Raw genomic sequence first — 23,924 nt, 5'->3', positions numbered from 1 at the left:
GACCCCATTGCTGATGGTTATCTCCGCTTCAATCGCCTAGGATTTAGTACCCAGGTGCAAATTGATGCTGATGGTCTAAGCAATGGCTCCAACTACACCACCCTGACCACCCTAATAGGAGTTTTTCCTTCTAGCCTCTCCGTGGGGACTAATGTTGTGATCTAAATCTCTCTGAATTTGTCTTTACGATTAAGTTTATGGCAAAGCATATTTTATTGGCGAGGAAAGAGGCTACCCATGGAATACGCAGGATTGAGACCCAAGTGTTACAAAACTGGGCTATTCCCCTCTCCTCCCTAGCAGAACAAAAAGAAATCGTTCGCCGGGTAGATTGAAGCTGCCACTCCAGTCGGTGATAGGGAGACTCCTCCTAACAGGCTCCGCAAAGGCGTATAGGCTCCATTTTCAGACTTTCTCCGAGGGGAGCTAGCATAGCCCTTAAAATAGCCCCATCAATACCCAAGAGGTCACCTAGCCCCTCCGCAGAAGGAAAAGGGTTATGTTTCCTCGGGCGGCATTGTCGGGCTAGGATAATTAGCTGGTAATTTTTCCAAGGAGTGGGGAAAAAATGGCTTCCTATGACATCACAATTATCGGCGGTGGCATTGTTGGTTTGGCCACGGGGTTATTTATTAGTCGTCGTTTTCCCCAATACAAATTATTGATTTTGGAGAAAGAAGCGGAGCCAGCCCACCACCAAACGGGGCACAATAGCGGCGTCATTCACTCTGGCATTTACTATAAACCTGGCAGTTTTAAGGCCCAATTCACCAAAGCTGGCAACCAAAGCATGGTGGAATTTTGCCAGGAACACGCCCTGCCCTACGAGGTTTGTGGCAAGGTCATTGTGGCGACCAAACCGGCGGAATTGCCCCTATTGGAAAACCTATTTAATCGGGGTCAAGCCAATGGCTTAAGGGTGAAAAAACTTAGCCCTGAACAGGTTGGGGAGTACGAGCCCCATGTGAAATGCTTAGGGGGGATTCATGTGTCCACTTCTGGCATTGTTAATTACAAACTGGTTTGTCAAAAATATGCAGAACTTATTCAAGCTCAGGGTGGAGAGATCAATTTTAACCATCGGGTAAGTGGTATTACAACCCAGGCTGACGGACATAGTTTGGTCACTAACCAGGGGGATTTTTTTAGTAGTTTTCTGATCAATTGTGGCGGTCTCCAGAGCGATCGCCTGGCCAAGATGGCGGGGATCAAGCCTGATGCTAAAATCGTGCCTTTTCGAGGGGAATATTATGAGTTGAAGCCAGAGAAAAGATACTTAGTCAAAGGTTTAATTTACCCAGTCCCCAACCCGGCCTTTCCCTTTTTGGGGGTACATTTCACCCGCATGATTGATGGCAGTATCCACGCTGGGCCCAATGCAGTGCTGAGTTTGAAGCGGGAAGGTTATCGCAAAACGGATTTTGATTGGGGGGATTTTACCGAGGTGATGGCCTATGCTGGCTTTTGGAAGTTGGTGGGTAAGCATTGGCAAGAAGGCCTACAGGAAATTATTCGTTCCTTTAGTAAGGCGGCCTTTGTGCGGAGTTTGCAAGAATTAATTCCGGAAGTGACGGCGGACGACATTGTGCCCAATCCAGCGGGGGTGAGGGCCCAGGCGCTGAAAAATGATGGGGCTTTGGTAGAGGATTTTCTCATTGTCCCCGGCCCCAATTCCCTCCAGGTACTTAACGCTCCTTCTCCGGCGGCCACAGCTTCTTTGGAAATTGGCAAGGCGATCGCCGCCCAGGTACCGACCCTATGAAAACTGGGGGCAGTTATTTAAAGTAATGGGTCGAAAATGACAAGGCAATGGGGAATTCGTTGGCATAGCTCTAGCTGCGAGGCGATTGTCCCACCACCGCTCAGAGTCAATGGTTTACCTTAAGATGGGAACAGAAATTCGTCACTGAGGTAAAGGAATGCGAGCTGTGTTGATGGCAGGGGGGGCAGGCACCCGTTTGAGACCCCTGACTTGCGATCTACCCAAGCCCATGGTGCCCATTGTTAATCAACCGATCGCCGCCCATATTATCCATTTGCTCCGTCGCCATAACATCACCGAAGTGGTGGCCACCCTCCATTACCTCCCCGATGCCATGCGGGACTATTTCCTCGACGGCAGTGAATTCGGTGTTCAAATGACCTATGCAGTGGAGGATGAACATCCCCTCGGTACGGCGGGTTGTGTCAAAAACATTGAAGAGTTACTGGATGATACTTTTTTGGTCATTAGTGGGGATAGCATCACAGATTTTAATCTCACCCAGGCGATCGCCTTCCACAGACAAAAACAGGCCAAGGCGACCCTGATTTTGACCAAGGTTCCCAACCCCCTGGAATTTGGCGTGGTCATCACCGACGAAAACCAACGGGTGCAAAGATTTTTAGAAAAACCCTCCACTAGTGAAGTTTTTTCCGACACCGTCAACACCGGCACCTATATCCTCGAACCGGAGGTGCTGGCCTATCTGCCCCCCAGGGAGGAAATGGATTTTTCCAAGGATTTATTTCCCCTCCTACTGGAAAATGACGAGCCCATGTATGGTTTTGTCGCCGATGGTTACTGGTGCGATGTCGGTAATTTAGATGCCTATCGGGAAGCCCAATACGATGCCCTAGAAAAAAAAGTCACCTTGGAATTGGGTAACCTGCCCCGGCACTCCGACATTTGGATCGGGGAAAACACCACCATTGATCCCACCGCTGTTCTGATTCCCCCCCTGGCGATCGGCGATAACTGCAACATCGGCCCGGGCACTAGATTGGAAGCCGGTACCATCATTGGCGATAACGTCACCATTGGCGCTGGAGCAGAATTAAAACGGGCTATTATTTGGAATGGAGTCCTCATTGGCGATGAAGCTTACCTGGCCGCCTGTGTGGTGGGGCGCGGCTGTCGGATAGAAAGGCGAGTACAGGTGCTGGAAGGGGCGGTAATTGGTCCCCTATCCATCATTGGAGAAGAAGCCCAGATCAACTCCAACGTCAAAGTTTGGCCCAGTAAACGGGTGGAACCGGGGGCCATTCTCAACATCAATTTGATCTGGGGAAGCACCGGCCACCGCAACCTATTCGGCCAGAGGGGGGTTTCCGGCATTGTCAACATTGATATGACGCCGGAGTTTGCCGTTAAATTGGGGGCAGCCTACGGTTCTTCCCTCAAGCCAGGGGCGGAAATTGTTGTTTCCCGGGATCAACGCAACGTCTCCCGCATGGTTACCCGTTCCCTCATTGCTGGCCTGATGTCGGTGGGGGTAAACATTCAAAACCTGGAAGCGACAGCGATTCCCATTGCCCGCACCATGACCCCGAAGTTGAAAGTGGCCGGTGGCATCCATGTGCGTATTCACCCCGATCGCCCCGATTATTTGCTGATTGAATTTCTCGATAGTCAGGGTATCAACATTTCCAAAAAGACCGAGAAAAAAATTGAAGGGGCCTATTTTAAGGAAGATTTACGTCGGGTCAGCATTCCCCAAATCGGCGATATGTCCTATCCGGCCCAGGTGTTGGAAACCTACTGCCACACCTTTGAAAAGCTTCTGGAGATGGACATCATCAATAATGATGGGGCCAAAATTGTCATCGACTATGCCTATGGGGTGTCCGGTGCCATTCTGCCCTTACTGTTAACCAAATTCGGCTGTGACGCGGTGGTCCTCAATGCCAGCCTGCGGCAAACGGCTGTTTCCAACGAAGAAAAGGAAGTCCTACTCAGTCAGTTGGGGCAAGTGGTATCGGCGCTCCAGGCCAATTTGGGGGTGCAGGTTTCCGCCAATGGAGAACAACTCACCCTGGTGGACGAAGGGGGCCTGCCCATCCGGGGGGAACTGCTAACGGCCTTGATGGTGCACATGATGTTAACTGCCTCTCCCAGGGGAACCATTGTGGTGCCAGTGCAGGCCTCCAGTGCCGTGGAGAAGTTGGCCCGCCGCCATGGAGGGAAAGTTTTGAGGACCAAGGCCAATCCCACCGCTTTGATGGCCGCCGCCCAATCGAGCCATAACGTGGTTTTGGGGGGCAGTGGGGAAACCGGTTTTATCTTCCCCCGCTTACACCCCGGCTTTGATGCCATGTTCTGCATTGCCAAAGTGATGGAAATGCTGACTGTGCAAAAACGTACCCTGGGGGAAATTCGGGCAGAATTGCCGACGGTTTACCACAACAGTTGCAGTGTCCGTTGTTCTTGGAAAATTAAAGGGGCCCTGATGCGCCATTTAGTGGAAATCCATCGGGATCAGCATATTGAACTGGTGGACGGGGTAAAAATAACCTTTCCCAACGGAGACAACTGGGTCTTGATTTTGCCCGATGCGGGGGAGCCCCTAGTCCACATTTATGCCAACAGTGAAGACCGCCATTGGGTAGATGACAAATTACGTTACTACCAGGCCCAGGTATTGAATTTTATTAGCGATGCCCAGGAGGAATCCTACCAACATTTTTCTTGATGCTAGGGATGGATGAAACCCCGTCGGGAAACACTATCACTAAGGCGATCGCCAGCGGATCGATAAAGCTAAAGGGAATAGACCTGGCCGCCGAGAAACACCCTGGTAATGCCCTTGGACTTGAGTGCTTGGGCAGTTTTTTGGACGATGCTAGCGTCAGGCAAGCGAATTACCTTTTGGGTTTTGAGGGAAAAGCGCCGGGCCACTCGATGGTTATCAAATACAGGTAGGGTTTTGGCCTGGACTTCTTCGGGGGGTAGGGCTCCATCTAGGCTGAACTCCTTCAGGGGACGGACAATCAATTCGCCTCTCCTGTCCACCACCAAGTAGCAGTTTTTGGGCATAGGCGCTTCCATCAGGGGCAAAATTGAAATTAGTTCTGCGGTGTTTGTTTGAGTTTGTTTGGTAGCCACTGGGGTGGGGGCATAATCCTCTTCCCCCTGGTCTTCATCAAAATCCTCTAATTCGTCTTCAAACTCGTCATCTTCATCGTCCTCGTCGTCCAGATCATCAATATCTTCATCTTCCTCATCCAGCAAATCCAAGTCCTCGTCTATGTCCTTGACAATTTCATCTAGGGCAGAGGATTTAATCGAAACAATCTGGGGGCGTCGAACCATGGGGGCATCCGATGGCACTCCAGCTTTAGCCACTGGCATGGCGGTTGGGCTGTCACCAAATTCCGTTGGGCCGGGCTGGGCTGGGGCGGGTACGGCGATCGCCGGCGGATCGACGGTTTCTACCGCATCGGCAAACCCATCACGCCCTGGGTCAACAGAACTGCTGGTGACTCGACGGCGGGAACGCACACGGCGGCCCTGGCTAGTGGTGGCCTCACCATTGTCACCATCTGGATCGTTCAGTTCAGCCACAGGGGAAATCTCGGCCACGGAATCCGAAGGGCTGTTAGTTTCCGTCCCCTCTGACTTTTTCCTGGATGGCTTGGGCAAAGGTAGCGTCAACTGGGCATCATTTCTGGGTCCCTTACTGCCCCTTTTCTCCTGCACCAAGGTTTCATACTCCCCACTGGCGATCGCCGTTTTTAGGAGACGACTGACGGTGGAAACGCTCACCCCAAAACGTTCCGCCAAGGTAGTGGTGGTGGCGGGGGTTTGCCGGTAAAGGTCAACCAACTCTTGTTTATCGGTGTCGGTCAGCTTAGCGGGACTCATGGCAGTAACCATCAGGACAATTTGACATTAGTGGAACAGACAACAGGGGTGAATCTGCTAATATGTGGTTGATTCGGCGGCGGCCGGGCGAAAGCAAATTACCCTGGGCAGGATTCCAAGGATATAACTTTTTCCCACTACGGCCGAATGGTCCTATTCCAGCTACCTTGCAATATATCATTATGCCAATTGCTGCGGCGAAACCGGCCCTTCTTGTCCTTGCGGATGGCACCGCCTATCCCGGTTGGTCCTTTGGGGCCAATGGCACCACAGTGGGAGAGGTGGTATTCAACACCGGCATGACTGGTTACCAAGAAGTGATGACCGACCCCAGTTATTGCGGCCAAATTGTCACATTTACCTATCCCGAGTTAGGCAATACCGGAGTCAATGGGGAGGATGAAGAATCTATCCATCCCCACGTCAAGGGGGTAGTGGCCCGCAACATTACCCGCCGCCCCAGCAATTGGCGATCGACCCAATCCCTACCGGACTATTTAGTAGAACATAAAATTATCGGCATTTATGGCATTGACACCAGGGACCTGACCCGCAAGTTGCGTTCCGTTGGTGCCATGAACGGCGGTATCTCCACGGAAGTTTTGGAGCCGGAAGCCCTGTTACAGCATATTCAGGCGGCCCCGAGCATGGCGGGGTTGAACCTGGTCAAGGAAGTGACCACCCGTGAAGTTTACGAATGGACCGATCCCACCAATGACCATTGGCAATTCGGGCCAGTGGCGGAACAAAAGGGACAACCGCCCCTCACCGTCGTGGCCCTGGATTTTGGGGTGAAGCGGAATATTCTACGTCGCCTTGCCAGTTATGGTTGTCGGGTGATTGTGGTGCCCGCCAGCACGTCCCCAGCGGAGATTCTCCAGTACAACCCCGACGGCATTTTCCTTTCCAATGGCCCTGGTGATCCCGCAGCGGTGGAGGAAGGCATTGTCACCACTAAGGAATTGTTGGCGGCGAAAAAGCCCATTTTTGGCATTTGCATGGGGCATCAAGTGTTGGGGTTATCTTTGGGGGCGGAAACCTTTAAGCTCAAATTTGGCCATCGGGGGCTCAATCAACCCTGTGGTCTCAAGCAACAGGTGGAAATTACCAGCCAGAACCATGGTTTTGCGGTGACGGAAGATTCCCTAGTCGAAGAAGTGGAAATTACCCATTTCAATCTCAACGATAAAACGGTGGCGGGGCTACGCCATAAGGAACTACCATTTTTCTCGGTGCAGTATCACCCTGAGGCCAGTCCAGGGCCCCATGATGCTGATTATTTGTTTGCGGATTTTGTCCAGTTGATGCGCCAACAAAAGGCCGAGGCCGCTGCTTAGTAACAGTTGCGATTGACCATATTGCCGATAGTCATAGTAGTACAATTTACACTGCGTCCGTTGTTAAACCGGTAGTTATCAAAGGTTGTGTTGCCGACCCGTTGGCGACTGTGATCAAGCTGGTTACCACGGTTGTCCCGCACAGTGCCATAACCGTTATTGCCGTACTGATTGTAATTGACATTACTGCGGTAACCATTACGACCCTGGTAGGTGCCATAGTTTTGGCGGTAGTTATCGTTGCCGTAGCTATAGCCGTTGTAATACTGAGCTTGGGCGGCGGTTCCAGTAACAAGAACCAGCACCGCAGTTAAAAGGATAGTTTTCATACAATTTCCTCAAAATTAGGATTGGTGATGAAGGCGATCGCCACTAGAGGGGTTGGATTCACCTTCGAGTTAGTTATCGGTACTGGCTAGGAAAATTATGCAAATGGAGCAAATTTATTTTTGTGGTGATGTTTTGGGAGAGATTTGCATAAAGTTTGGCGGCGGGGGCGATAGATAAACAGTTCCCTTTACAACCCCGATGAAAAGCCATGAGTGACCTCCAGCCCGTAACCACCGTTCTTGCCCAGCGGACTATTTACGAAACCCCAGGGGTGTTTAGCCCCAACCAAGGTATTGTCAGCGCCCTCATCAACTTTCCCACCCTCAATGAAGATTTAGTAATTCAACGGATTATTCAGGATCATCAAGCCAAAAAAGCCCAGGAAAATTCCCTCTGGCGTATTGGTGGTGGTTTATTAGGTCTGTGCCTAGGACTAGGGGACGGTTTCCAAGTTGGGGATTTAATTGGGGCTGCTGTCGGTTCTGGTCTCGGCGGCGGTATCAGCAATGAACTGCAAAGGGCAGATGAAGCTACCCTGCGGGCACTCAATTTGGAATGGGTAAACAGTCCTGATTCCTATATCTATCACCGTAAACGTCACCGGGGAGAAGCTGTCCGTCGCCTGTTGTTGATCATGCCCCATCCCCAAACCTCTGCTCCTAGCACTACTTTTGCTGTGCAGTTTCCCGATGGCTATGTGGCTTGTTTGGCGATCGCCGACATTGCCAATCAGTTGATGTTTACCATGGCAGGTTATGGCTTTGACCTTGATTGGGTTGGCCAAAAGCAGAATTTGGGCTTTATTCCTACGGATTTAGGCAATAGTTTACCGGTGGAGATTTGGAGTGGTCAAAATCAACATTTGGTAGCCATTCCCTACAATACCCCCCACCAATTTATCTACTAAGGAGCAACCATGGACAACCTTTACAAACAGCAACGGTTAAACACCATTGAAGACGACCGTTGGCAACGATTCCAAGCTGATGCCCGTAAGCGTCGTTTAGTGGCGATCGGAGTCACTACAGGAGGGGTAGCCCTCGGTTACCTTCTACAAACAGTGTGGATTTTTCTGGCAGTGGAAACAGCTCTTTGGTTAGCCCTTAAATATGGGAGGCACAAAAAAAAATGAGCTTTAATTATTACGATTTACCCCAAGAGCAACAACAATATTTGGCTTCCCGCTTCGACAACTATGGGCTAGATCCAGAATTAGCCTATAACCATCTGATTCCCATCGATGTGAAACTCCAAGGGGCGGATTTTGTCGAAGAGTTTATGCGGAACAAGCATATTTCCCATATTTACCCCCAGAGCAGTTATCCAGATTTAGGCGATCGCCTCGATAACGTTTTTCTGGAAGACCCCTCCGCTAACTTGGCCCGGGGAGCCGATATTGCTAGTCCTGATGAAATTTTTAATGCTCAGCTAGACAACAGCCAAGATGCTTGGGACATGGACTTCGATGACAATGGCATTTTGGATCAATGGGAGGCTTTTTACTAGCTCTAACAAAATTTTGACTAAAGTTAGGCCGTGGAAGGGTAGGTGTCTCATGCTTGCTCTTTCATTGCTTTTTTAATTAATTACTCATCTTTTCTAGCTGGATTGATAGCACCTCATCCATCCAAGCATTAATACTCTTACCAGCTTTGGTGGCGGCAATGTAAATTTTACGATGTATTTCGGGAGTTGTACGATAGGGGAGTTTGCCGGAGAAGGGTTTTTCTGGTTCTTCCCCTCGATCTTGACAAAAGTCTAAATAATTATCAACGGATTCATGAAAACAATTAATGGCTTCTTCAATTGTCTGGCCATGGAAGGTAATAACATCTTTAATGTCAATAACTAAACCAGAGATAAGATTTTCTTCAAGGTCTAACTCAAATTTTCCGGTATAGCCTTTATAAGTAGCAGTTTGCATAAATATCTGATCGGTTATTTTTTTTAAAAAGGGAAAACATACAAAAATACGATCCCTTATTTTATTGATTTTTTTAGTAAACGTTACTCATATAAAACTAAAAAACGTTAGCTGACCCTAGAAGTTGGGGTATCTCTCTTACACAACTGCGCCCGACTTCATTATTCGGATGAGGTTTGTGAAAGACAGCTTTTACCCCGTTTAGAGAGACTCGAACTTTTGAACCATTGCCTTGGGACACCCCCTTGCCCCCAACGACCATGGCCCGCGTCCGCCCTGGCCCGGCTCTCCGGAGCGGTTGCTCACATCGTTGAGCGGTGAACTGCTGCCGCACATCTGCTGACAGTGGTGCTGGCGTTATTCGCCTAGTGCTTCCGCCACAGCCCTCTGGAACACCGCCTCATCAGGGGTGATGCCCGTCCACTGCTCGAAGATCTGGATCGCTAGCTGCACAAGCATCTCCACCCCATCCACGATCGGGCAACCCCGTTCATGGGCCGTCGCTAAGAAGGGCGTGATCCGCGGATTGGTGATCACATCCACCACCACAGTGCCTGGAGCAAGGCTGTTCCAGTCCAAAGGCACCGGCTCGAGTTCAGGGGCGCAACCGAGATGGGTGGCATTCATCAGCAGGGTAGTGCCTTCCGGCAGCACTACCTTCCCCTGCCAGGGTTGCCAAGTCGCTGGAACACCGGACACACGAGTCACCATCGCAGCCACTTCCTCACCTTGCTCCTGCCGCCGGGTAATTAGGGTGAGTTGCTCAGCACCGGCCCAGGCCAGTTCCGCTGCCATCGCCCTCCCGGCGCCACCGGCGCCAAGCATCACCACGCGCTGTCCTCTGAGGGGGGCCACCTTCTCGATCGCCTTCACCACCCCCTTGCCGTCGTTGTTATGGCCGATCAGGCGACCCTGCTCCACCGTGACGTAGTTGGCCGCACCGATCGCCTTTACGTCATCATCGATCGCATCCAGCATGGGGATGACCGCTACCTTGTAGGGTACGGTGATGCCGACGCCCCGGTAGCCGAGGGGCACCAGAGCCCTGACCGCATGGGCGAGATCCGCTTCAGAAGCGATATCGCTCTTCCAGAACTGCCAGGGCAGGTCGTAATGGGCATAGACCGCATCGAACATGAGGTCGATCGGGTTCTCGGCCACGGGATGACCGAGCATGCCAGTCATCTGCTTTTGAGGCGGGATCATAATGGACTGCCCTGACGCCTCAGGTTGATCATCCCCGGGGTGGATGGCAAGTGGAATCCGTTCCTGTTTTTTATTCATTTATTTAGGTGCTGGCTTTACCTCTCTAACGATATCATGGCTTGATATCACTTGCGTTGGCAGTAGATGGAATATTTAAAAACGAGCCTCGGCTGACCGGGAACAAAAAAGTTTAGTGTCATGGGCTGGAGCCTTTACCCTGTCAGGGATTGAGACACTAACATCTTTCCAATTCAATAACTAGCAGCCCAGCAAAAAAAGAATATTTTGTGATTTTGCATAACTTCCTAGAGAGAAGCCGATAGGTAAATAACAGTTCAATTTTCCGTAAGCCCCATGACTCCCCTTAATTACGACAACATCACCATTGCCCGCACTAGCAATACCGCTGGTAAAACGACGGGAGATCCTTACCGCTGTCGCTATGACATCTTCACTGAAACGGGAGAAAAGTATGTGGCTTTCAATGGCAAGGGGGCTACGTTACTGAACTTAGCACCAGGCACCAAGCTCCGTATTGGCTGGAAATTTTTGGATAATCGCTGTGGAAGTCCCCATAAATCAATCCTTTGGTTTGAAATTGTTTCTACCCCTGCAGTTACGTCTTCATCCCAATCATCAAATAAGTTTTCCATGGCCAACATTAACGCAGAATATGCCCACATTTTAGCCATGATGGCAGGTTAAGAAAATGATTTACCCTACTGCTTCTGTTTCCAATCCTAAAACTTCTTCACTCTACAATCCTATGGTTAATAGTTTTACCCCCAACGCCACTGTTGATGATGCATTAATCCGTAATTATCAAGAAATGGCCGACACCATTAATTTCACCCTAGAGGATATGGCGAAAACGAAAAATATTCCCCTCGATGAAAATACCCGTCGCACCTACACTGAGCGCATTATTGCTTTCCTCCGTTATCTATTAAAGTTCCGTCATCAGTTATGTAATTCTCCCAGTTTCCGTAAACGCTTGATGGACAATTATTTAATGCCCATGTTTAAACGCCATGGCATGGATATTTTGGGTATGGGGCTAATGTTTGGTTTAGCTGTAACCTGTGTACCTGAATTAAGCAGCCTACTCTTGGCTAAAGGTCTGGTGGGACTAACTCAATTTGCCTTACCCTACATACACAAATTTGTGGTCTACCTAGCCAACCGTCATCAACGTTTAGCAAAACTGTTCCACTGGCTTGTGGGAGGTATCCGTCAATGCCTAGACAGGATTCAGAAAATTCTAGTTCAACTCTGGAAGTTTGTGGAAACCATGGCTCATCAGGGTTGGCAGGGGACGGTAAACGTGGTGGGTAAAACAATAACTGCAGTAAAGGACTGCCTGGTTAGTTTCTTCAACTGGGGTTGGGATCGGGTACAAACACTGTTTAGCAATCAAGTTTCTGTGGCTTTTGCTTAAGTCAATGCTAATTAAAAAAGCTAATTAGTTAGGGCAATCTGCATAAAGTTTGGCGATCGCCTCGATAGATAAATAGTTACGTTTACAACCTAGTTTCAAGGATGTTACCTTCTATGCTTACATTAAACAGACCGAACCCCAGGGGCAAAGCCACCGCTGTTCCCCTGGCCCTTGATGATGATGAGTTTAGTGACAAGTTCTACTGTGACTTTAACCTCAACCTTTCTAAATTAACCGACGATGAATTGACCCTCCATGATTGCTTAGCGCAGTATAGTGCCTCTGCTATTAACGCCAACCTTCATTTGATGGAACAGATTGGCAACTTTGATGAATATACCATTAGGAAAATGGAACGAATGCGTCATGCCAAATCTATCTATGCGGCATATCGTTGCAAGATCAATGTGGAGCGGGCATTACGGAAACGAGATCGTCCATCTTCCAAACCCATTGAGCATTATTTCATGGTCGCCGCCAAAAAGATGCTGCCGGAATATCTCTACCTTGAGGTGATGGATTCCGCTAAGGCTCATTCTCCTTACTACCAAGTGGGGATGTAGCTATTCCATTGCTTTCAATTTGAATCAACTATCTATTCCGTTAATGGGGTGGATAGTTGAAGGCTAAATTGTTCCAGCGTCACATTGAATTAACTTACATTCCGCACGTAGTACAAATTCGTCTGAAATCGAGTACGACGGCAAGCCTATTTCGGGGTTTGCCTATTGACCCCAGTCAGTCAATACAAAAAACTACGCTATCTGTAGTGTTTTCCCGAAAATTTAGTAACTATTGGTAGAGCCAGCGGAATGTTGGCTCCAGCAAAACGTCTCAAAATTAAATAAATTAGCTATAACAATTAAATCTCCTGTGCTATTGCGTTCTAATTGGCGATCGGGGTTTGCAAGACAAAGATTATAGAATTGTTCATCGGTCAAGTTAACTCGATCTAGCTTGAGTGTTAATGTTTTCATGATTTACTTGGTAGCTTCTTCGACTGAAATTAACTAATCGAAATTAAAGTTGTTTTCACTGAGAACCTTCTAAATTTGTCTTGTATTTAACTGACTGCCTTCCAAAGGGAAGATAAAAGAGAACTTTCTTAAAATCAGATGGCTAAGTCAAAATTCATTCCGTCTTTCTCTTTATTATTTCATTTATAAAGAGCAATTATGGAGAGCGATAAACTTCTCGACGATGGGCAATTCTGCGTAATGTTATAGTTTCTTCTGTATCATTAATATCATATAAAATTCGATAGTTGCCGACCCGAAGTCGATACCCCTCACTACCTTTCAATTTAATAGCGTTGCCAAAACGAGGATCATTTTTTAATTGTTGCAAGTTTTCTATAATCTGACCGTGGAAGGGTTCGGAAATTTTTTGCAATTGTTTTTGCACTGTTTTAGGAATTTGGAGAGTGTAAGTCATTACGCTCTATCCCTTGTTTGAGGAAAGATATTGCTCCAGCGTTACATAATCTCCTGCTTCCATTTCGGGATCTGTCTCGCCTAGGGCCTGTTGATAGCCCTGTTGACAGCGAAGTTCATCTAGTTCTTCTAACAAAGATTGGTAAATTTGCAGATCAAGCACTACAGCGATCTTGTTGCCTTCCGTATCTGTCAAATATTGGGGAGAAACTTCAATGGGGAATTCCATAATTTTTTAAAGGGTAAAGATTGTTTGCAAAACTAAGTTTTAATCTGCCTCACCGATGAGGGTAAAGCCACTCCAATAGTAGGGGTCAGGATATGCGGCTTTGGTTTCCAGCATGGCATTCCTTAACGCTGTGGCTTTATCCACCCCCTGTTGTTGCCATTGGCGATAGAACTCGGTCATCAGGGTTTTGGTGGAAGCATCGTCCACACTCCAGAGGGAAACCAATACGCTGGGTACGCCGCCAGCAATGAGGGAACGGGATAGACCAATGACCCCATCCCCGGTAATCTCTCCTTGGCCGGTATCGCAGGCACTGAGCACCACTAGGCGGGCATTGAGGGGATTATCCTCAAATTGGTTAAAGATGTCTTCGGCGGTAATTCTGCCGGGAGTTTGGAACAGACCATCATCGGGGGCCCCTGGTTCGGCGGTGAGGTAAATGGCACTGCTCAGGCCCCGTTGGTCGTTGAAACTAGCATGGGTGGCAAAGTGGATAATGTCTGCCTGGGGCATTTGGGCAAGCACTTCCGCTTCGGTGGCTTTTTTGCCCAAAAGGGGTTGCACTCCCAACAGACCAGCGATTTGTTCGGCTTCTGCACTGGCATTTTCCAATGATTTGAGGTTATCGGGGTAGGGATAGGGATTGCCCACCACCAGGGCTTTACTTTTACTTTGTCCCTGTTTAGCCAATCGTTGATTTTGGGCGGCGGTTTGGACCAAGACTTGGATAGATGGAGAAGTAAGAATGGTGTGTTTTTCAATCAAGTATCGACCTTGGGCATCCTGGAGGGCGGCAAAGGGAACGCCAAATAAAGCTCCCTGGGGCATGAAAATTACCTTCTCTGCTGGATCTTGGGGTAACAGATCAACAATAGGTTCTATGAGGATTTGATGCAGTTGTCGCAGAGAAGTGTCGGTTTTACTAGCAATGCGGCTAATGCTGACATTTTCGAGGGGTTCTTCCCGGCGGGTTTGGTCGAGGTCAACGGTCTGTTTATCCTGGTCTATGGCAACAATCTGCCAGGGTTCATCGCTGGGAAATTCCCCTTGCAATTTGACGTAATCCCCAACGGCAAGGTTTTCCAGGCTGTTGATGGCACCACTATTGTTACCTCGGCGTTCTTGGGTACGGTCTGGGGGAGCTTGGGCAATGGTTTGGCGAGCAGTGGCGACAAGTTTGGGTAGGTTTATATCTTTGTCGCTGAGGTTGATGGAACGAAATTCCAGCTTGCCATCGGGGGAAATAACATAAATGTAAAGTTCATTTTCTTTCTCTCCGCTAGTACCTGGTAGATTTTTAATCAACGAGTAAGTCACTAAAGAGCTATTGCTGTTTTGGGCTACAGCTTGCAATTCACTGAGGATAGGCTGACGCAAAGAAGAAGCATTTTCAATATTAGAGAAACGTTGATTGAGCAGTTCAACTAATATTCTGGCCCGTCCTCTTTCAGCAACAGTTATAGCTTCTGTTGGTTGATTTTGAGCAATTAACGCCTTTTGCAGAAGTTGATAACCACTTGAATAGGTATCAAAATAAGAAATCTGGAGTTCATCAGCCAATTTTTTAATATCTACTGATTCCAGTAAGTCGAGAGAATGATTTATGTATTTAAATGCATTGTCATATTGTCCATTTATCAATTCTACATATCCTATATTCCTTAGCACTTGAGCTTCACCCAATAAATCTTGTACTTGTTTGTAAATTAGAAGTGACTGATGATAGTAATCAAGAGCCTTTTGATTATCGCTCACGTCTAAATAAAGACCGCCAAGATTGTTAAGAAGTGTACCTTGTCTTACTATATCTCCTGATTTATTACTAATAGCAAGTGCCTTATTATAATATTCAAAAGATTGGTCCGAATTCCCAAAATTAGAGTATACTAAACCAATATTGTTAAGTATTGTACTTTCAGCAAATAAATCTCCAGTATACTGAGCAAGCTCCAGTGCTTGTTTATAATAATCAAGAGCTTTTTGTTTATCTCCCAAGTCGGAATAAAAAACACCAATATTGATAAGAGTTGTAGTTTCTCCAACTAAACTTTGCACTTGTTTATGAATAATAAGAGCTTGATTATAGTAATCAAGAGCTTTCTGTTTATCTCCTAGATGAAAATATACTAAGCCAATACTATTAAGAGTTACCGCTTCTCTAGCCAAATCACCTGCTTGTTTTGCAATGGTAATAGCTTCATCGAAATAACTAAGAGCTTTTTCTATGTTCCCTAAATCTGAATATAGACTAGCAATATTATGAAGAGTTGTACCTTCACCTGCTAAATTCTCTACTTGTCTGACGATCAATAAAGCTTGATTATAATAGTCAAGTGCTTTTTGTTTATCTCCTAAGTCTTTATGCGCAAGTCCGATATTATTAAGCGTTGCAGCCTGTCCAGATAAATCGCCTACCTGTTTACGAATAGCAAGTGTTTGACTAAAGTAATCAAGAGCTTTCTGCTTATCTCCCAAGTCTGAATACAAACTAGCGATATTGTGAAGAGTTGTACCTTCCCCAGATAAATCTTCTACTTGCTTACGAATAACAAGTGCTTGATTGTAGTAATTAAGAGCTTTTTGATTATCTCCTAAGTTCGAGTATATTAAACCAATATTATTGAGAGTCATTCCTTCGCCAGGTAAATCGCCTACCTGTTTACGAATAACAAGTGCTTGATTTAAGTAATCAAGAGCTTTCTGCCTATCCCCTAAGTCCGAATATATTTGACCAATATTATTGAGAGTCATACCTTCGTTAGACAAATTGCTCAGCTGTTTATGTATAATAAGTGCTCTATTTAAGTAGTCAAGGGCTTTTTGCTTATCCCCTAAGTCCGAATATATTTGACCAATATTGTTAAGGGTAATACCTTCTTCAGATAAATTATCTATCTGTCTATGAATCACAAGAGCTTGGTTTAAGTAATTAAGAGATTTTTCCCTATCTCCTAACGTAGAATATATATTTCCAATATTATTAAGAAGAGTGCCCTGTCCAGATAAATCACCTATTTGCTTCTTAATAGCCAAAGCTTGATTTGAGTAATCAAGGGCTTTTTGCTTATCGCCTAAATCGGAATATATTTGACCAATATTATTAAGGATAGTACTCTGATTAAGTAAATCATTTATTTGTTTCTGAATGCTTAACGCTTGTTCATAATAATAGAGAGCTTTTTGTTTATCGCCTAATTTAGAATAGATTAATCCAATATTATTAAGAATAATGCTTGTCTTTGTATGTTCATCTAATTGACGATATAAAGCAAAAGAAGATTCATAATAATCTATTGCTTTAAGTAAGGATTCTGCTGAACCTTCTCGTTCAAGTAATCTGCCTTGATTGAATAAAAAAACAGCTTGTAGAGAAATGAATTCAGATGATGTAGGTATTTTAGCAAGAAGTCGATATTCTCCCTTTTCACCAGGTTTATAACTAATAACGGCAATTTGATATTTACCAGGCTTCAACTCCTCTAAAAAAATTCCAGCATTACTACCATTAAAATTGTCATTTTCCGCAACCTTAGTATTCTCTTCAGGATCAAACAACAACAAGGAGGTATTAAAATCATTACTCTCTGCTGAAATAAAGACAGGAGAATTGCTCGTTATCTCTATATCATAGGCATCAAGTAAACCGCCATTATCTAGCTTTATATCTCCCTCTTCTAAAGTGCCCTGTACGTCCAGTAAAATCTGTGGTTCCGGCTCAGCTAAAGTCATTCCTGGTGCCCATAGCCCCCCTAACAGGAACAAGCCTAAACAATATCGAAATAATATAGTTTTCATTGACCAGAGCTAGATATGTCGGTAATGGGGCTAAGGGAACTTAAGCCTTCATGGGCCAACAACTGCGCCCATAACTCCGTCAGAGTAAAAGTGTTATCTTCCTCTAAGGTCAACAAACTATGAATAGCGTCGTACCACCAGCCCTGCTGAAAATATAACTCAACTTTTTCCATTGGAGTCATTGTTGTTAACTGAGCTAACAGCACTGGGGAGAGGGCTTCAGGATCGAGACTAATATTACCTTCCACATAATCGATCGCCGTATTATGGGGGCCACCACAATCCACCGTAAAATTCCAGCGATAGACCAAACCCCGCTCCAACTCCAGATCCTCCGGCAAGGGAATAGGTAACAAACCCGTCTGGGCCGGCACTTGCCACTGCCGATCCACCAACAAAGCTTCAGCCCCATTCTGCCAAGTCTTGAGAGTAAAACTAACCGGATAGGTAATGCCCTGGTCATAGGGAAAATAAACATAAATCACCGGGGATTCCACCCCCACCCTGCCCTCATAACTCTTGGGGATCAAAGCCGTTAAAGGCACATCACCAGAAGCACCACAACCATTGCGGGAACCGCCTAATACCGTGCGCGGAGGATTGCCAGTGCGTCGTCCCGATTGCCCCACATCCGTTGGTGGTTGCCACCGTACTGGCTTAGGCTTAACCCTTGTGTTCTTCTCCCCTGCCAGCAATGGATTCTGGGGCAGTAACAACGCTCCTAACAAACCTAGAAAGAGGAAAAAACGGATCACGCTGATATTGATAGGCTTCTGCGTCATTTTTCCACTCCTGTCGGCGTAGGGCAAAAAGTCTTAGTAATAAGCCTAACCTAATATAGTGAGTGTGATACCATCAACGTACATAATCCGGTACGGTGACAGACAATGGATAACTTTAGTGCCACCCAAGCTCGTAGTCAGCTTTTTCGATTGATGGATGAGGTTGCCGAAAATCATCAACCTGTTTTGATTACTGGCAAACGGAATAATGCTGTCCTTCTGAGCCAAGAAGACTGGGAATCCATCCAAGAAACCCTTTATTTGCTCTCTATTCCCGCCATGGGAGAATCCATTAGAACCGGTATGGTCACCCCCATCAGTGAATGTGAAACGGAGTTAGATTGGTGACGTGGAAATTGGTTTACACCAAACAAGCCCAAAAAGATGCCAAAAAGCTTGCCTCTGCCGGATTAAAGCCAAAAGCGGAAGCCCTTCTAGATATTATTCGGGAAGATCCCTACGCCAATCCGCCTCGCTATGAAAAACTGGTTGGAGATTTAGCCGGAGCTTACTCCAGAAGAATCAATATTCAACATCGCTTGGTCTATGAGGTTATTGAAGAAGAAAAAACAATAAAAATTCTTCGCCTTTGGACTCACTATGAATAGTAAAATATCACTATGAAATTAACAGTCAGAAAACGGGGTAATTCCCTTAGCCTAATCATCCCCAAGGAAATTGCTACCCAGCTCAACATTGAAGACGGAGACTCTGTGTATCTGACTAAAACCCCTAATGGCTATGAAATATCCGCTACAGATCCTGATTTTGCCCAAAAAATGGAGTTGGCGAGGGAGGGTATCAAAAAATATCGTAATGCCCTGATTGACTTAGCCCAATGTAAATAATCACTAATCTAAGTTCTTTATCAGAACATTCAACCACCTATGAATCAGTTAAAAGTCTCCCCCCAAACATGGCAAAAACTTAAATCTTTTGCAAATCATTTGAATCTTTCCGTTACACAATTACCGGAAAAAATCATCCAAGGTGAATTGGCCATTATCGACGCTGAAGAACTTGGGGATCTAATTGATGTTCAAGACACCATTAACGCTGAGAATGATCCAGAAAATCAACAACCAATTGAGTGGGAAGTTATTAAGCAAGTATTGAATTTATAGAAGATGGCAAAATATCAAATACCATGATTGAAAATAATCCCATCAGAATTCCCCAACAATTGCCATTTTTGGAATTTTTATGTTGGCAAATGAAAACACCCAAAGCATTAAGCTTAGAAGAAATGTTGAGCCGTTATGAGAGAGGCTGGAAATATCGCTCCCTGTTTGAGCCGTCGCCAGAAGAGCTAGCTTTTTTAGAAACCATCGCCAGAAAATATCACTCGTGGTTAATCACTGAACTATAATGTTTAATCGTCCCCATCATAATGAAATTCTCAACGTTCTAAATCAGCTAGATCATCAGATTTTTCAAGAGACTTATACTTGCTTTGGTGGCGGGACGCTAATTGCATTGCTTAATCAAGAATTTCGAGAAAGTAATGACATTGATTTCATTTGCTCCATACAATCTACAGGCTATAAACAACTGAGAAAACTAATTTTTGACAAAGGTTACGATGCTTTATTTTTACAATCAAAAAGTTTGAGAATTGGCCGGAGTAACATGGATCAATACGGTATCCGCTTGTTAGTAGAAAGTGACAATATTCTCATCAAACTTGAGATTATTGCCGAAGCCAGATTTGCCATCGAACAACCCAGAAAACTACCTTGGTTATCACTACCCTGTTTGAATGAAGAAGACCTATGGACATCAAAGCTTTTGGCCAATGCTGACCGCTTTATGGACAAAAGTATTTTATCAAGGGATCTGATTGATTTAGCTGTTCTTCGTTTATCTTCCCCCATTTCATCGATCAGTAGGGAAAAAGCAGAATCTGCCTATGAAGTTATGCGACCGTTGCAATCTGCAATTGATAAGTTTCAAAATCAACCGGAATATCGTCAAAAATGCTGGGAAAATTTAATAATTAATAATGATTTTATTCCAAGAATCGTAGACGGAATAGATCTACTGGCTACTGATTGTAACTTATCTCAAACGACAAGACAATTTAATGAGTGTCACCAATATTTTTAAGATCATATCCTGTGGTAATGCCATCAATTTACATAATCAGGTATGGGAAAATTTATTCAAACTAAGCAAGAATTGAATTTATTAATTATTAATCTTTATCCTTGTAACGGACTTTTGCGTATTCGTGTTGGGGATTATCGTATAATTTACAGAATTGAAAACGAAGAATTAATAGTGATTGTTATTAAAATTGCCCATCGCAGAGAAGTTTACCAATAACAGTATCCTGTTAGCACGAGATTGAATTTTAGTTATAATATTTAGGAGACATTATTAGAAACAGGATCTTGTTGAAGTTTGATCGAATCTTTCTCAAATGAGTCAATACAATTACTCAATACATTAAGCATAAATTCAACACTGAAGCCCATTTTTGGAGGTGTTGTATGAACATAACTTAAATATGTGGGTCTTGTTTTAAACTCATGAAGTTGAAATCCATGTGATCCTTTACCACCACGACCCTCATGTACGTAGGCGTTCCTCATTTCTTTATAAGCAATGGCACCATAACTAGATAACATTAACCATTCTCTAATCACATCCATTTGTTTACATTCATAGTTATCAAACTTAGTTAAAATATCTTTCAGATTTAGATCGTCAGAGATAGTTCTAAGTTTTCTACTATCTAGCTCTAGATCAATAGGTGGAGAGCTTCTTTTAAGATTCTGTAGAAGTTCGATCACTTTATCAGGCAGTTTGTAATCACAATTATAATCAGGCTTTTTGGAGGCTAGATAGAAATTTCCTTTATCTATACGATACCAAACATCAGACAATGAAACTTTCTGAAATATATCGCCGTAATAATCACATAAGAATTCAGCAAAAATTAGACGCGAGCCTAATAGTTTACACTTGCTTTTACCAATTCTTTTTGACCACAAGTTTGATAAAATATCAAGACAAGACCATATTAAAATATTAGCTTCGTAATTATTAGTTTGATTACTGGCAAGCGCAGTAATGCTGTCCTTATCAGTCAAGAAGACTGGGAATCCATCCAAGAAACCCTTTATTTGCTCTCTATTCCCGCCATGGGAGAATCCATTAGAACCGGTATGGCTACCCCCATTAGTGAATGTGAAACGGAGTTAGATTGGTGAACAGGAAGCCATCTTCACTCAAGCAGATGATCTAATTGCCCTCAGACAAGAAATTGGAGATGCTGTTCATTGCCATTTTATAAATACAGAAGAACATCCAAAAATTATTCGCTTACATAATTTTGCAACAAAAATAACTAGTTTTTTAGCGGGACAAAGACTCTTCTAGCACCTGACGAATATAACGTTGATAACTCATTCCCTGGGCTTTAGAAGCCTCCTTAACTGCGGCTAACAATGCCGAAGAAATACGTAGAGTAATACTCTTATCTTTCGTGGCAAACTCAAACGTGGCAGGGGTAAAGTTTTCGGGCACTATATACTCTGTCAGATCTTGATCCAGAAAATCTTCTAACTCCTGATCAGTATTCATTTTGGGCAAAGGCTTGTTCATACTTTTTTGCTTCCTTTTTATGCATGTAACGGGCGCTAATGGGCCGTATTAACAATTTTCCTTCTCGGTTACGAAAAGTAAAAGCCACTAGCATTGGCCGACCAGCAACGGAACAGCCAATGGCCAAAAACCGCTCCTCCTGGGTTGAATGTTGAACATCCGGTGCCGTCCAAACAAAACCTTGGAAAAGTTGCTCAATGTCATCTTTGGTCAAGCCGTGTTTTTCACATTTATGGCTATTGCCTTCGTCCCAATCAAAGCCAGCAATTTTTTGTCCACAGACTAATCCTAGCAACTGTATTGACAATTGACAATACAGCACTGCTTAGTTCATTGCTGTATTGTAATCTTCCCTAGTTTGGCTCCCCGCTCCTAATAAAACTTTCCCCCAACATCAACAGCAAGAACAGTAATGGGGATGTCAGAGGTAGCCATAGGCCCAAAGACCAGAGAATGAGCCAACTAGAGCCAGTTACCCCAACTAAACTCGCAATTACCACCAATTGTTGTTGACGGCGGGAACCATCGAAAATAATTACGGTGACAATGCCGCCAGCGGTGACGCCGACCCAAAAGAGAATCCAGAGTAATTCTGCTCCCTTCGAGGTAGTGGTCAACAGAGATTTTCCATCTAAAACAGCATCCAAAATCTGCTTAACCATTTGCCCATGGATAACCACCCCAGGAATATCGGATTCTAGGGCGGTGCTGTGTTTGTCCTTATGCCCATAACCCAACAGAACCACCTTATCTTTGAGGTCTAAACGTTGTTCGGTATCAGCAAAGAGGGTGGAAAGACTAATTTCCCTCACTACTCCTCTCGGCTGGGGACGAAAGAGAATTTGATAACCTGCCACCTCATTAGGACGATAAACTCCAGATTTAGCTATAAGGGACGGAAAAGTAACGTTATTCAGGGTTAAAACGACATTTTCAGCAGGGAATATATTTTCTTCCCCCAGGTAATTCAACGCTAGGGAAAGGGCCAAGGATTGGTTGGTGGGGCAGGATTCGGTGTTAGTAAATTCTCCGTGCAACAATTGACGACGAATAACTTGATCTCGATCAATGGGGAAATTAATGAAAGCTAGATACTGGGGATCAATAAGCGGTGGTGGCAATAATTGCTCCCCCCGTTGATCAGCAAAACCACAGGTCACCAAAAGGCGATCGCCGTTACGAAACACTTCCCCCAAGCGAGTATTACCCTCAGCAATGGGTAAATCCCGACCAATGTCCAGACCAAGCCAACGGGGTTGATAACGCCTTATTCTCTCCAACGCTTCCGCCAAAGGCCCATCGGAAATCACATCGGCACCTGCCGCAGATTGCAAGCTATTTTGACGCAAAATATCAAGGTCATTCTGGTCAATGGTCACCACGACAATGCGTTCATCCACGGCAGTGGAAACTGGTTGGGAACGAAGCATCAAGTCAAACAATTTCAGATCTAGCCCCTGGGTTAGCCCCAGCCACCGTAATAACAAAACCAGAATGGTAGCCCCTACAGCCCACAAACCAGTGCGGCGGATGGATTGGGGTTGCTGACGTAATTCTGCCCGGAGAGGTGGGGCAACAGTGGGATTGTGGTGAATAATCGGTAACCAACCAACCCCCGGATAACGGCGATCGTATTCCTCCAAATCCGTTAGGCTACTCCGTACCGCCCGAAAAATAGATTGTTTTCCCTGGACGTAATGACGGAAAAAACTATCCAAAAAGCCATGGGCTACTATATCCGCCACTTCTTCTTGCATGGACAGCACCGTACTTAATCCCAGATCCAGCAAGGCTTCCGCTAGTTGAGCACTGGCACAGGAGTTAAACACCGCTACCCTCAACCCATTGGCGATCGCCCGCTGGAAAGCAAGACGCAAATCGGCGATCGTGACCCCCTCCACAGTACCCGTTTGTCCCAGTAACATGGCGGCCAAGTCTTGATCAAAGGACGCTTCACTGTGGCCGGAGTAAACAAAGAGATCAAAACCAGCCCCATCCCGCAAATTACGGCTTAAAACTTGATAATCCGGTTGGTGTAGGGTGACAACTTCTACTTTCTTACCCTGATGGCTTAAACCCGCCAATACTCCTTGGTCTGGTCGAAGGTCAATACCCTCGTTATTACCCAAAACATGGAGGATGCGAATAGCAGGGAAAAAGTAACGTTGTAGGCGGGCGGTGGGGGAAATCGATTCTGGGTTGGCGATCGGGGCAGGGG

General features: G+C 45.5%; 29 protein-coding genes and 1 pseudogene. 17 read left to right on the top strand and 13 right to left on the bottom strand.

Features of this window, described 5'->3' with window-relative positions:
* The first annotated feature begins 568 nt into the window (after positions 1-568).
* On the top strand, positions 569-1,762 hold the full coding sequence (gene lhgO / locus IQ219_RS02900) for an L-2-hydroxyglutarate oxidase (RefSeq protein WP_194071646.1): 1,194 nt from the start codon (positions 569-571) through the stop codon (positions 1,760-1,762).
* 157 nt (positions 1,763-1,919) lie between these two features.
* Positions 1,920-4,451 carry a mannose-1-phosphate guanyltransferase gene (locus IQ219_RS02895; RefSeq protein WP_190599231.1) on the top strand — a complete coding sequence of 844 codons (2,532 nt, stop codon included), beginning with the start codon at positions 1,920-1,922 and terminating at the stop codon, positions 4,449-4,451.
* A gap of 68 nt (positions 4,452-4,519) precedes the next feature.
* Here the strand turns inward: IQ219_RS02895 and IQ219_RS02890 are convergent, their stop codons facing one another.
* On the bottom strand, positions 4,520-5,635 hold the full coding sequence (locus IQ219_RS02890; protein ID WP_194071645.1) for a helix-turn-helix domain-containing protein: 1,116 nt from the start codon (positions 5,633-5,635) through the stop codon (positions 4,520-4,522).
* A 170-nt stretch (positions 5,636-5,805) separates the two neighbouring features.
* Here IQ219_RS02890 and carA point away from each other — a divergent pair, with 170 nt between their 5' ends.
* Entirely contained in the window at positions 5,806-6,960 is a 1,155-nt protein-coding gene (gene carA, locus IQ219_RS02885; RefSeq protein ID WP_194071644.1) for a glutamine-hydrolyzing carbamoyl-phosphate synthase small subunit, read from the top strand.
* Here the strand turns inward: carA and IQ219_RS02880 are convergent.
* Positions 6,957-7,289, bottom strand: a complete 333-nt coding sequence (locus IQ219_RS02880) for a hypothetical protein (protein ID WP_194021382.1) — start codon at positions 7,287-7,289, stop codon at positions 6,957-6,959. The two genes, carA and IQ219_RS02880, sit on opposite strands and share 4 nt — an antisense overlap.
* Before the next feature lie 209 nt (positions 7,290-7,498).
* Between IQ219_RS02880 and IQ219_RS02875 the strand changes: the two genes are divergently transcribed.
* From IQ219_RS02875 to IQ219_RS02865, 3 genes are read left to right on the top strand one after another with little or no spacing between them, the layout of a single operon-like run.
* Positions 7,499-8,197 carry a hypothetical protein gene (locus IQ219_RS02875; protein WP_190599227.1) on the top strand — a complete coding sequence of 233 codons (699 nt, stop codon included), beginning with the start codon at positions 7,499-7,501 and terminating at the stop codon, positions 8,195-8,197.
* A gap of 9 nt (positions 8,198-8,206) precedes the next feature.
* Entirely contained in the window at positions 8,207-8,422 is a 216-nt protein-coding gene (locus IQ219_RS02870; RefSeq protein WP_194071643.1) for a hypothetical protein, read from the top strand.
* Complete coding sequence (locus IQ219_RS02865; RefSeq protein WP_194021378.1) at positions 8,419-8,796, top strand: hypothetical protein; 378 nt, start codon at positions 8,419-8,421, stop codon at positions 8,794-8,796. Before IQ219_RS02870 ends, IQ219_RS02865 begins: the two co-directional genes overlap by 4 nt.
* A gap of 76 nt (positions 8,797-8,872) precedes the next feature.
* Here IQ219_RS02865 and IQ219_RS02860 read toward each other — a convergent pair whose 3' ends face one another.
* Positions 8,873-9,214, bottom strand: coding sequence for a type II toxin-antitoxin system HicB family antitoxin (locus IQ219_RS02860; protein WP_194071642.1), 342 nt, complete (start codon positions 9,212-9,214; stop codon positions 8,873-8,875).
* 357 nt (positions 9,215-9,571) lie between these two features.
* The gene (locus IQ219_RS02855; RefSeq protein WP_228016669.1) at positions 9,572-10,498 is read right to left on the bottom strand and encodes a shikimate dehydrogenase; all 927 of its coding nucleotides are present in this window, start codon (positions 10,496-10,498) and stop codon (positions 9,572-9,574) included.
* A gap of 276 nt (positions 10,499-10,774) precedes the next feature.
* On the opposite strand from IQ219_RS02855, the gene IQ219_RS02850 reads away from it, so the two are divergent.
* The 3 genes from IQ219_RS02850 to IQ219_RS02840 all read left to right on the top strand — a co-directional run bounded on the left by IQ219_RS02850 (position 10,775) and on the right by IQ219_RS02840 (position 12,421).
* The gene (locus tag IQ219_RS02850; protein ID WP_190599223.1) at positions 10,775-11,125 is read left to right on the top strand and encodes a hypothetical protein; all 351 of its coding nucleotides are present in this window, start codon (positions 10,775-10,777) and stop codon (positions 11,123-11,125) included.
* Between the two features lie 61 nt (positions 11,126-11,186).
* Entirely contained in the window at positions 11,187-11,858 is a 672-nt protein-coding gene (locus IQ219_RS02845; RefSeq protein WP_194071641.1) for a hypothetical protein, read from the top strand.
* A gap of 113 nt (positions 11,859-11,971) precedes the next feature.
* Entirely contained in the window at positions 11,972-12,421 is a 450-nt protein-coding gene (locus IQ219_RS02840; RefSeq protein ID WP_194020697.1) for a hypothetical protein, read from the top strand.
* 222 nt (positions 12,422-12,643) lie between these two features.
* Here the strand turns inward: IQ219_RS02840 and IQ219_RS02835 are convergent, their stop codons facing one another.
* From IQ219_RS02835 to IQ219_RS02815, 5 genes are all read right to left on the bottom strand, one after another.
* On the bottom strand, positions 12,644-12,835 hold the full coding sequence (locus IQ219_RS02835) for a hypothetical protein (protein WP_194020698.1): 192 nt from the start codon (positions 12,833-12,835) through the stop codon (positions 12,644-12,646).
* Positions 12,836-13,031: 196 nt separating this feature from the next.
* Positions 13,032-13,292, bottom strand: coding sequence for a type II toxin-antitoxin system RelE/ParE family toxin (locus tag IQ219_RS02830; RefSeq protein ID WP_194071640.1), 261 nt, complete (start codon positions 13,290-13,292; stop codon positions 13,032-13,034).
* A 6-nt stretch (positions 13,293-13,298) separates the two neighbouring features.
* Positions 13,299-13,520 carry a hypothetical protein gene (locus tag IQ219_RS02825; protein ID WP_190599218.1) on the bottom strand — a complete coding sequence of 74 codons (222 nt, stop codon included), beginning with the start codon at positions 13,518-13,520 and terminating at the stop codon, positions 13,299-13,301.
* 39 nt (positions 13,521-13,559) lie between these two features.
* Positions 13,560-17,249 (bottom strand): tetratricopeptide repeat protein, encoded by a 3,690-nt coding sequence (locus IQ219_RS02820; protein WP_194071639.1) that lies wholly within the window; start codon positions 17,247-17,249, stop codon positions 13,560-13,562.
* A 62-nt stretch (positions 17,250-17,311) separates the two neighbouring features.
* Positions 17,312-18,097 carry a DUF928 domain-containing protein gene (locus IQ219_RS02815; protein WP_194071638.1) on the bottom strand — a complete coding sequence of 262 codons (786 nt, stop codon included), beginning with the start codon at positions 18,095-18,097 and terminating at the stop codon, positions 17,312-17,314.
* 105 nt (positions 18,098-18,202) lie between these two features.
* On the opposite strand from IQ219_RS02815, the gene IQ219_RS02810 reads away from it, so the two are divergent.
* From IQ219_RS02810 to IQ219_RS02780, 7 genes are read left to right on the top strand one after another with little or no spacing between them, the layout of a single operon-like run.
* Positions 18,203-18,445, top strand: a complete 243-nt coding sequence (locus IQ219_RS02810; protein WP_190599215.1) for a type II toxin-antitoxin system Phd/YefM family antitoxin — start codon at positions 18,203-18,205, stop codon at positions 18,443-18,445.
* Positions 18,442-18,705: a Txe/YoeB family addiction module toxin gene (locus tag IQ219_RS02805; RefSeq protein ID WP_190599214.1), complete on the top strand. Its 264-nt coding sequence runs from the start codon at positions 18,442-18,444 to the stop codon at positions 18,703-18,705. Before IQ219_RS02810 ends, IQ219_RS02805 begins: the two co-directional genes overlap by 4 nt.
* A gap of 12 nt (positions 18,706-18,717) precedes the next feature.
* Positions 18,718-18,945, top strand: a complete 228-nt coding sequence (locus tag IQ219_RS02800) for an AbrB/MazE/SpoVT family DNA-binding domain-containing protein (RefSeq protein WP_194020704.1) — start codon at positions 18,718-18,720, stop codon at positions 18,943-18,945.
* Between the two features lie 39 nt (positions 18,946-18,984).
* The gene (locus tag IQ219_RS02795) at positions 18,985-19,221 is read left to right on the top strand and encodes a hypothetical protein (RefSeq protein ID WP_194020705.1); all 237 of its coding nucleotides are present in this window, start codon (positions 18,985-18,987) and stop codon (positions 19,219-19,221) included.
* Positions 19,222-19,244: 23 nt separating this feature from the next.
* On the top strand, positions 19,245-19,466 hold the full coding sequence (locus IQ219_RS02790; RefSeq protein WP_194020706.1) for a hypothetical protein: 222 nt from the start codon (positions 19,245-19,247) through the stop codon (positions 19,464-19,466).
* Complete coding sequence (locus tag IQ219_RS02785) at positions 19,466-20,203, top strand: nucleotidyl transferase AbiEii/AbiGii toxin family protein (protein WP_194071637.1); 738 nt, start codon at positions 19,466-19,468, stop codon at positions 20,201-20,203. Before IQ219_RS02790 ends, IQ219_RS02785 begins: the two co-directional genes overlap by 1 nt.
* Positions 20,204-20,245: 42 nt before the next feature.
* On the top strand, positions 20,246-20,422 hold the full coding sequence (locus IQ219_RS02780; RefSeq protein WP_194071636.1) for a type II toxin-antitoxin system RelE/ParE family toxin: 177 nt from the start codon (positions 20,246-20,248) through the stop codon (positions 20,420-20,422).
* 41 nt (positions 20,423-20,463) lie between these two features.
* On the opposite strand, the gene IQ219_RS02775 is transcribed toward IQ219_RS02780, so the two are convergent.
* The gene (locus IQ219_RS02775; RefSeq protein ID WP_194071635.1) at positions 20,464-21,192 is read right to left on the bottom strand and encodes a hypothetical protein; all 729 of its coding nucleotides are present in this window, start codon (positions 21,190-21,192) and stop codon (positions 20,464-20,466) included.
* On the opposite strand from IQ219_RS02775, the pseudogene IQ219_RS02770 reads away from it, so the two are divergent.
* Positions 21,151-21,312 (top strand): annotated as a pseudogene (locus IQ219_RS02770) (type II toxin-antitoxin system Phd/YefM family antitoxin); the annotation flags it as partial. The gene IQ219_RS02775 and the pseudogene IQ219_RS02770 overlap by 42 nt on opposite strands.
* A gap of 145 nt (positions 21,313-21,457) precedes the next feature.
* Here IQ219_RS02770 and IQ219_RS02765 read toward each other — a convergent pair.
* From IQ219_RS02765 to IQ219_RS02755, 3 genes are all read right to left on the bottom strand, one after another.
* A complete protein-coding gene (locus IQ219_RS02765; RefSeq protein WP_228016668.1) occupies positions 21,458-21,685 on the bottom strand; it encodes a CopG family antitoxin in 228 nt (75 codons plus the stop codon).
* Entirely contained in the window at positions 21,675-22,001 is a 327-nt protein-coding gene (locus IQ219_RS02760; RefSeq protein ID WP_228016667.1) for a BrnT family toxin, read from the bottom strand. Before IQ219_RS02760 ends, IQ219_RS02765 begins: the two co-directional genes overlap by 11 nt.
* 58 nt (positions 22,002-22,059) lie before the next feature.
* A partial coding sequence (locus IQ219_RS02755; RefSeq protein WP_194071633.1) for a CHASE2 domain-containing protein occupies positions 22,060-23,924 on the bottom strand: 1,865 nt, incomplete at its 5' end.

This window comes from Synechocystis sp. LEGE 06083 (genome assembly GCF_015207725.1).
Taxonomy (GTDB): domain Bacteria; phylum Cyanobacteriota; class Cyanobacteriia; order Cyanobacteriales; family Microcystaceae; genus Synechocystis; species Synechocystis salina.
This window is presented reverse-complemented; position numbering and strand designations above follow the sequence as displayed.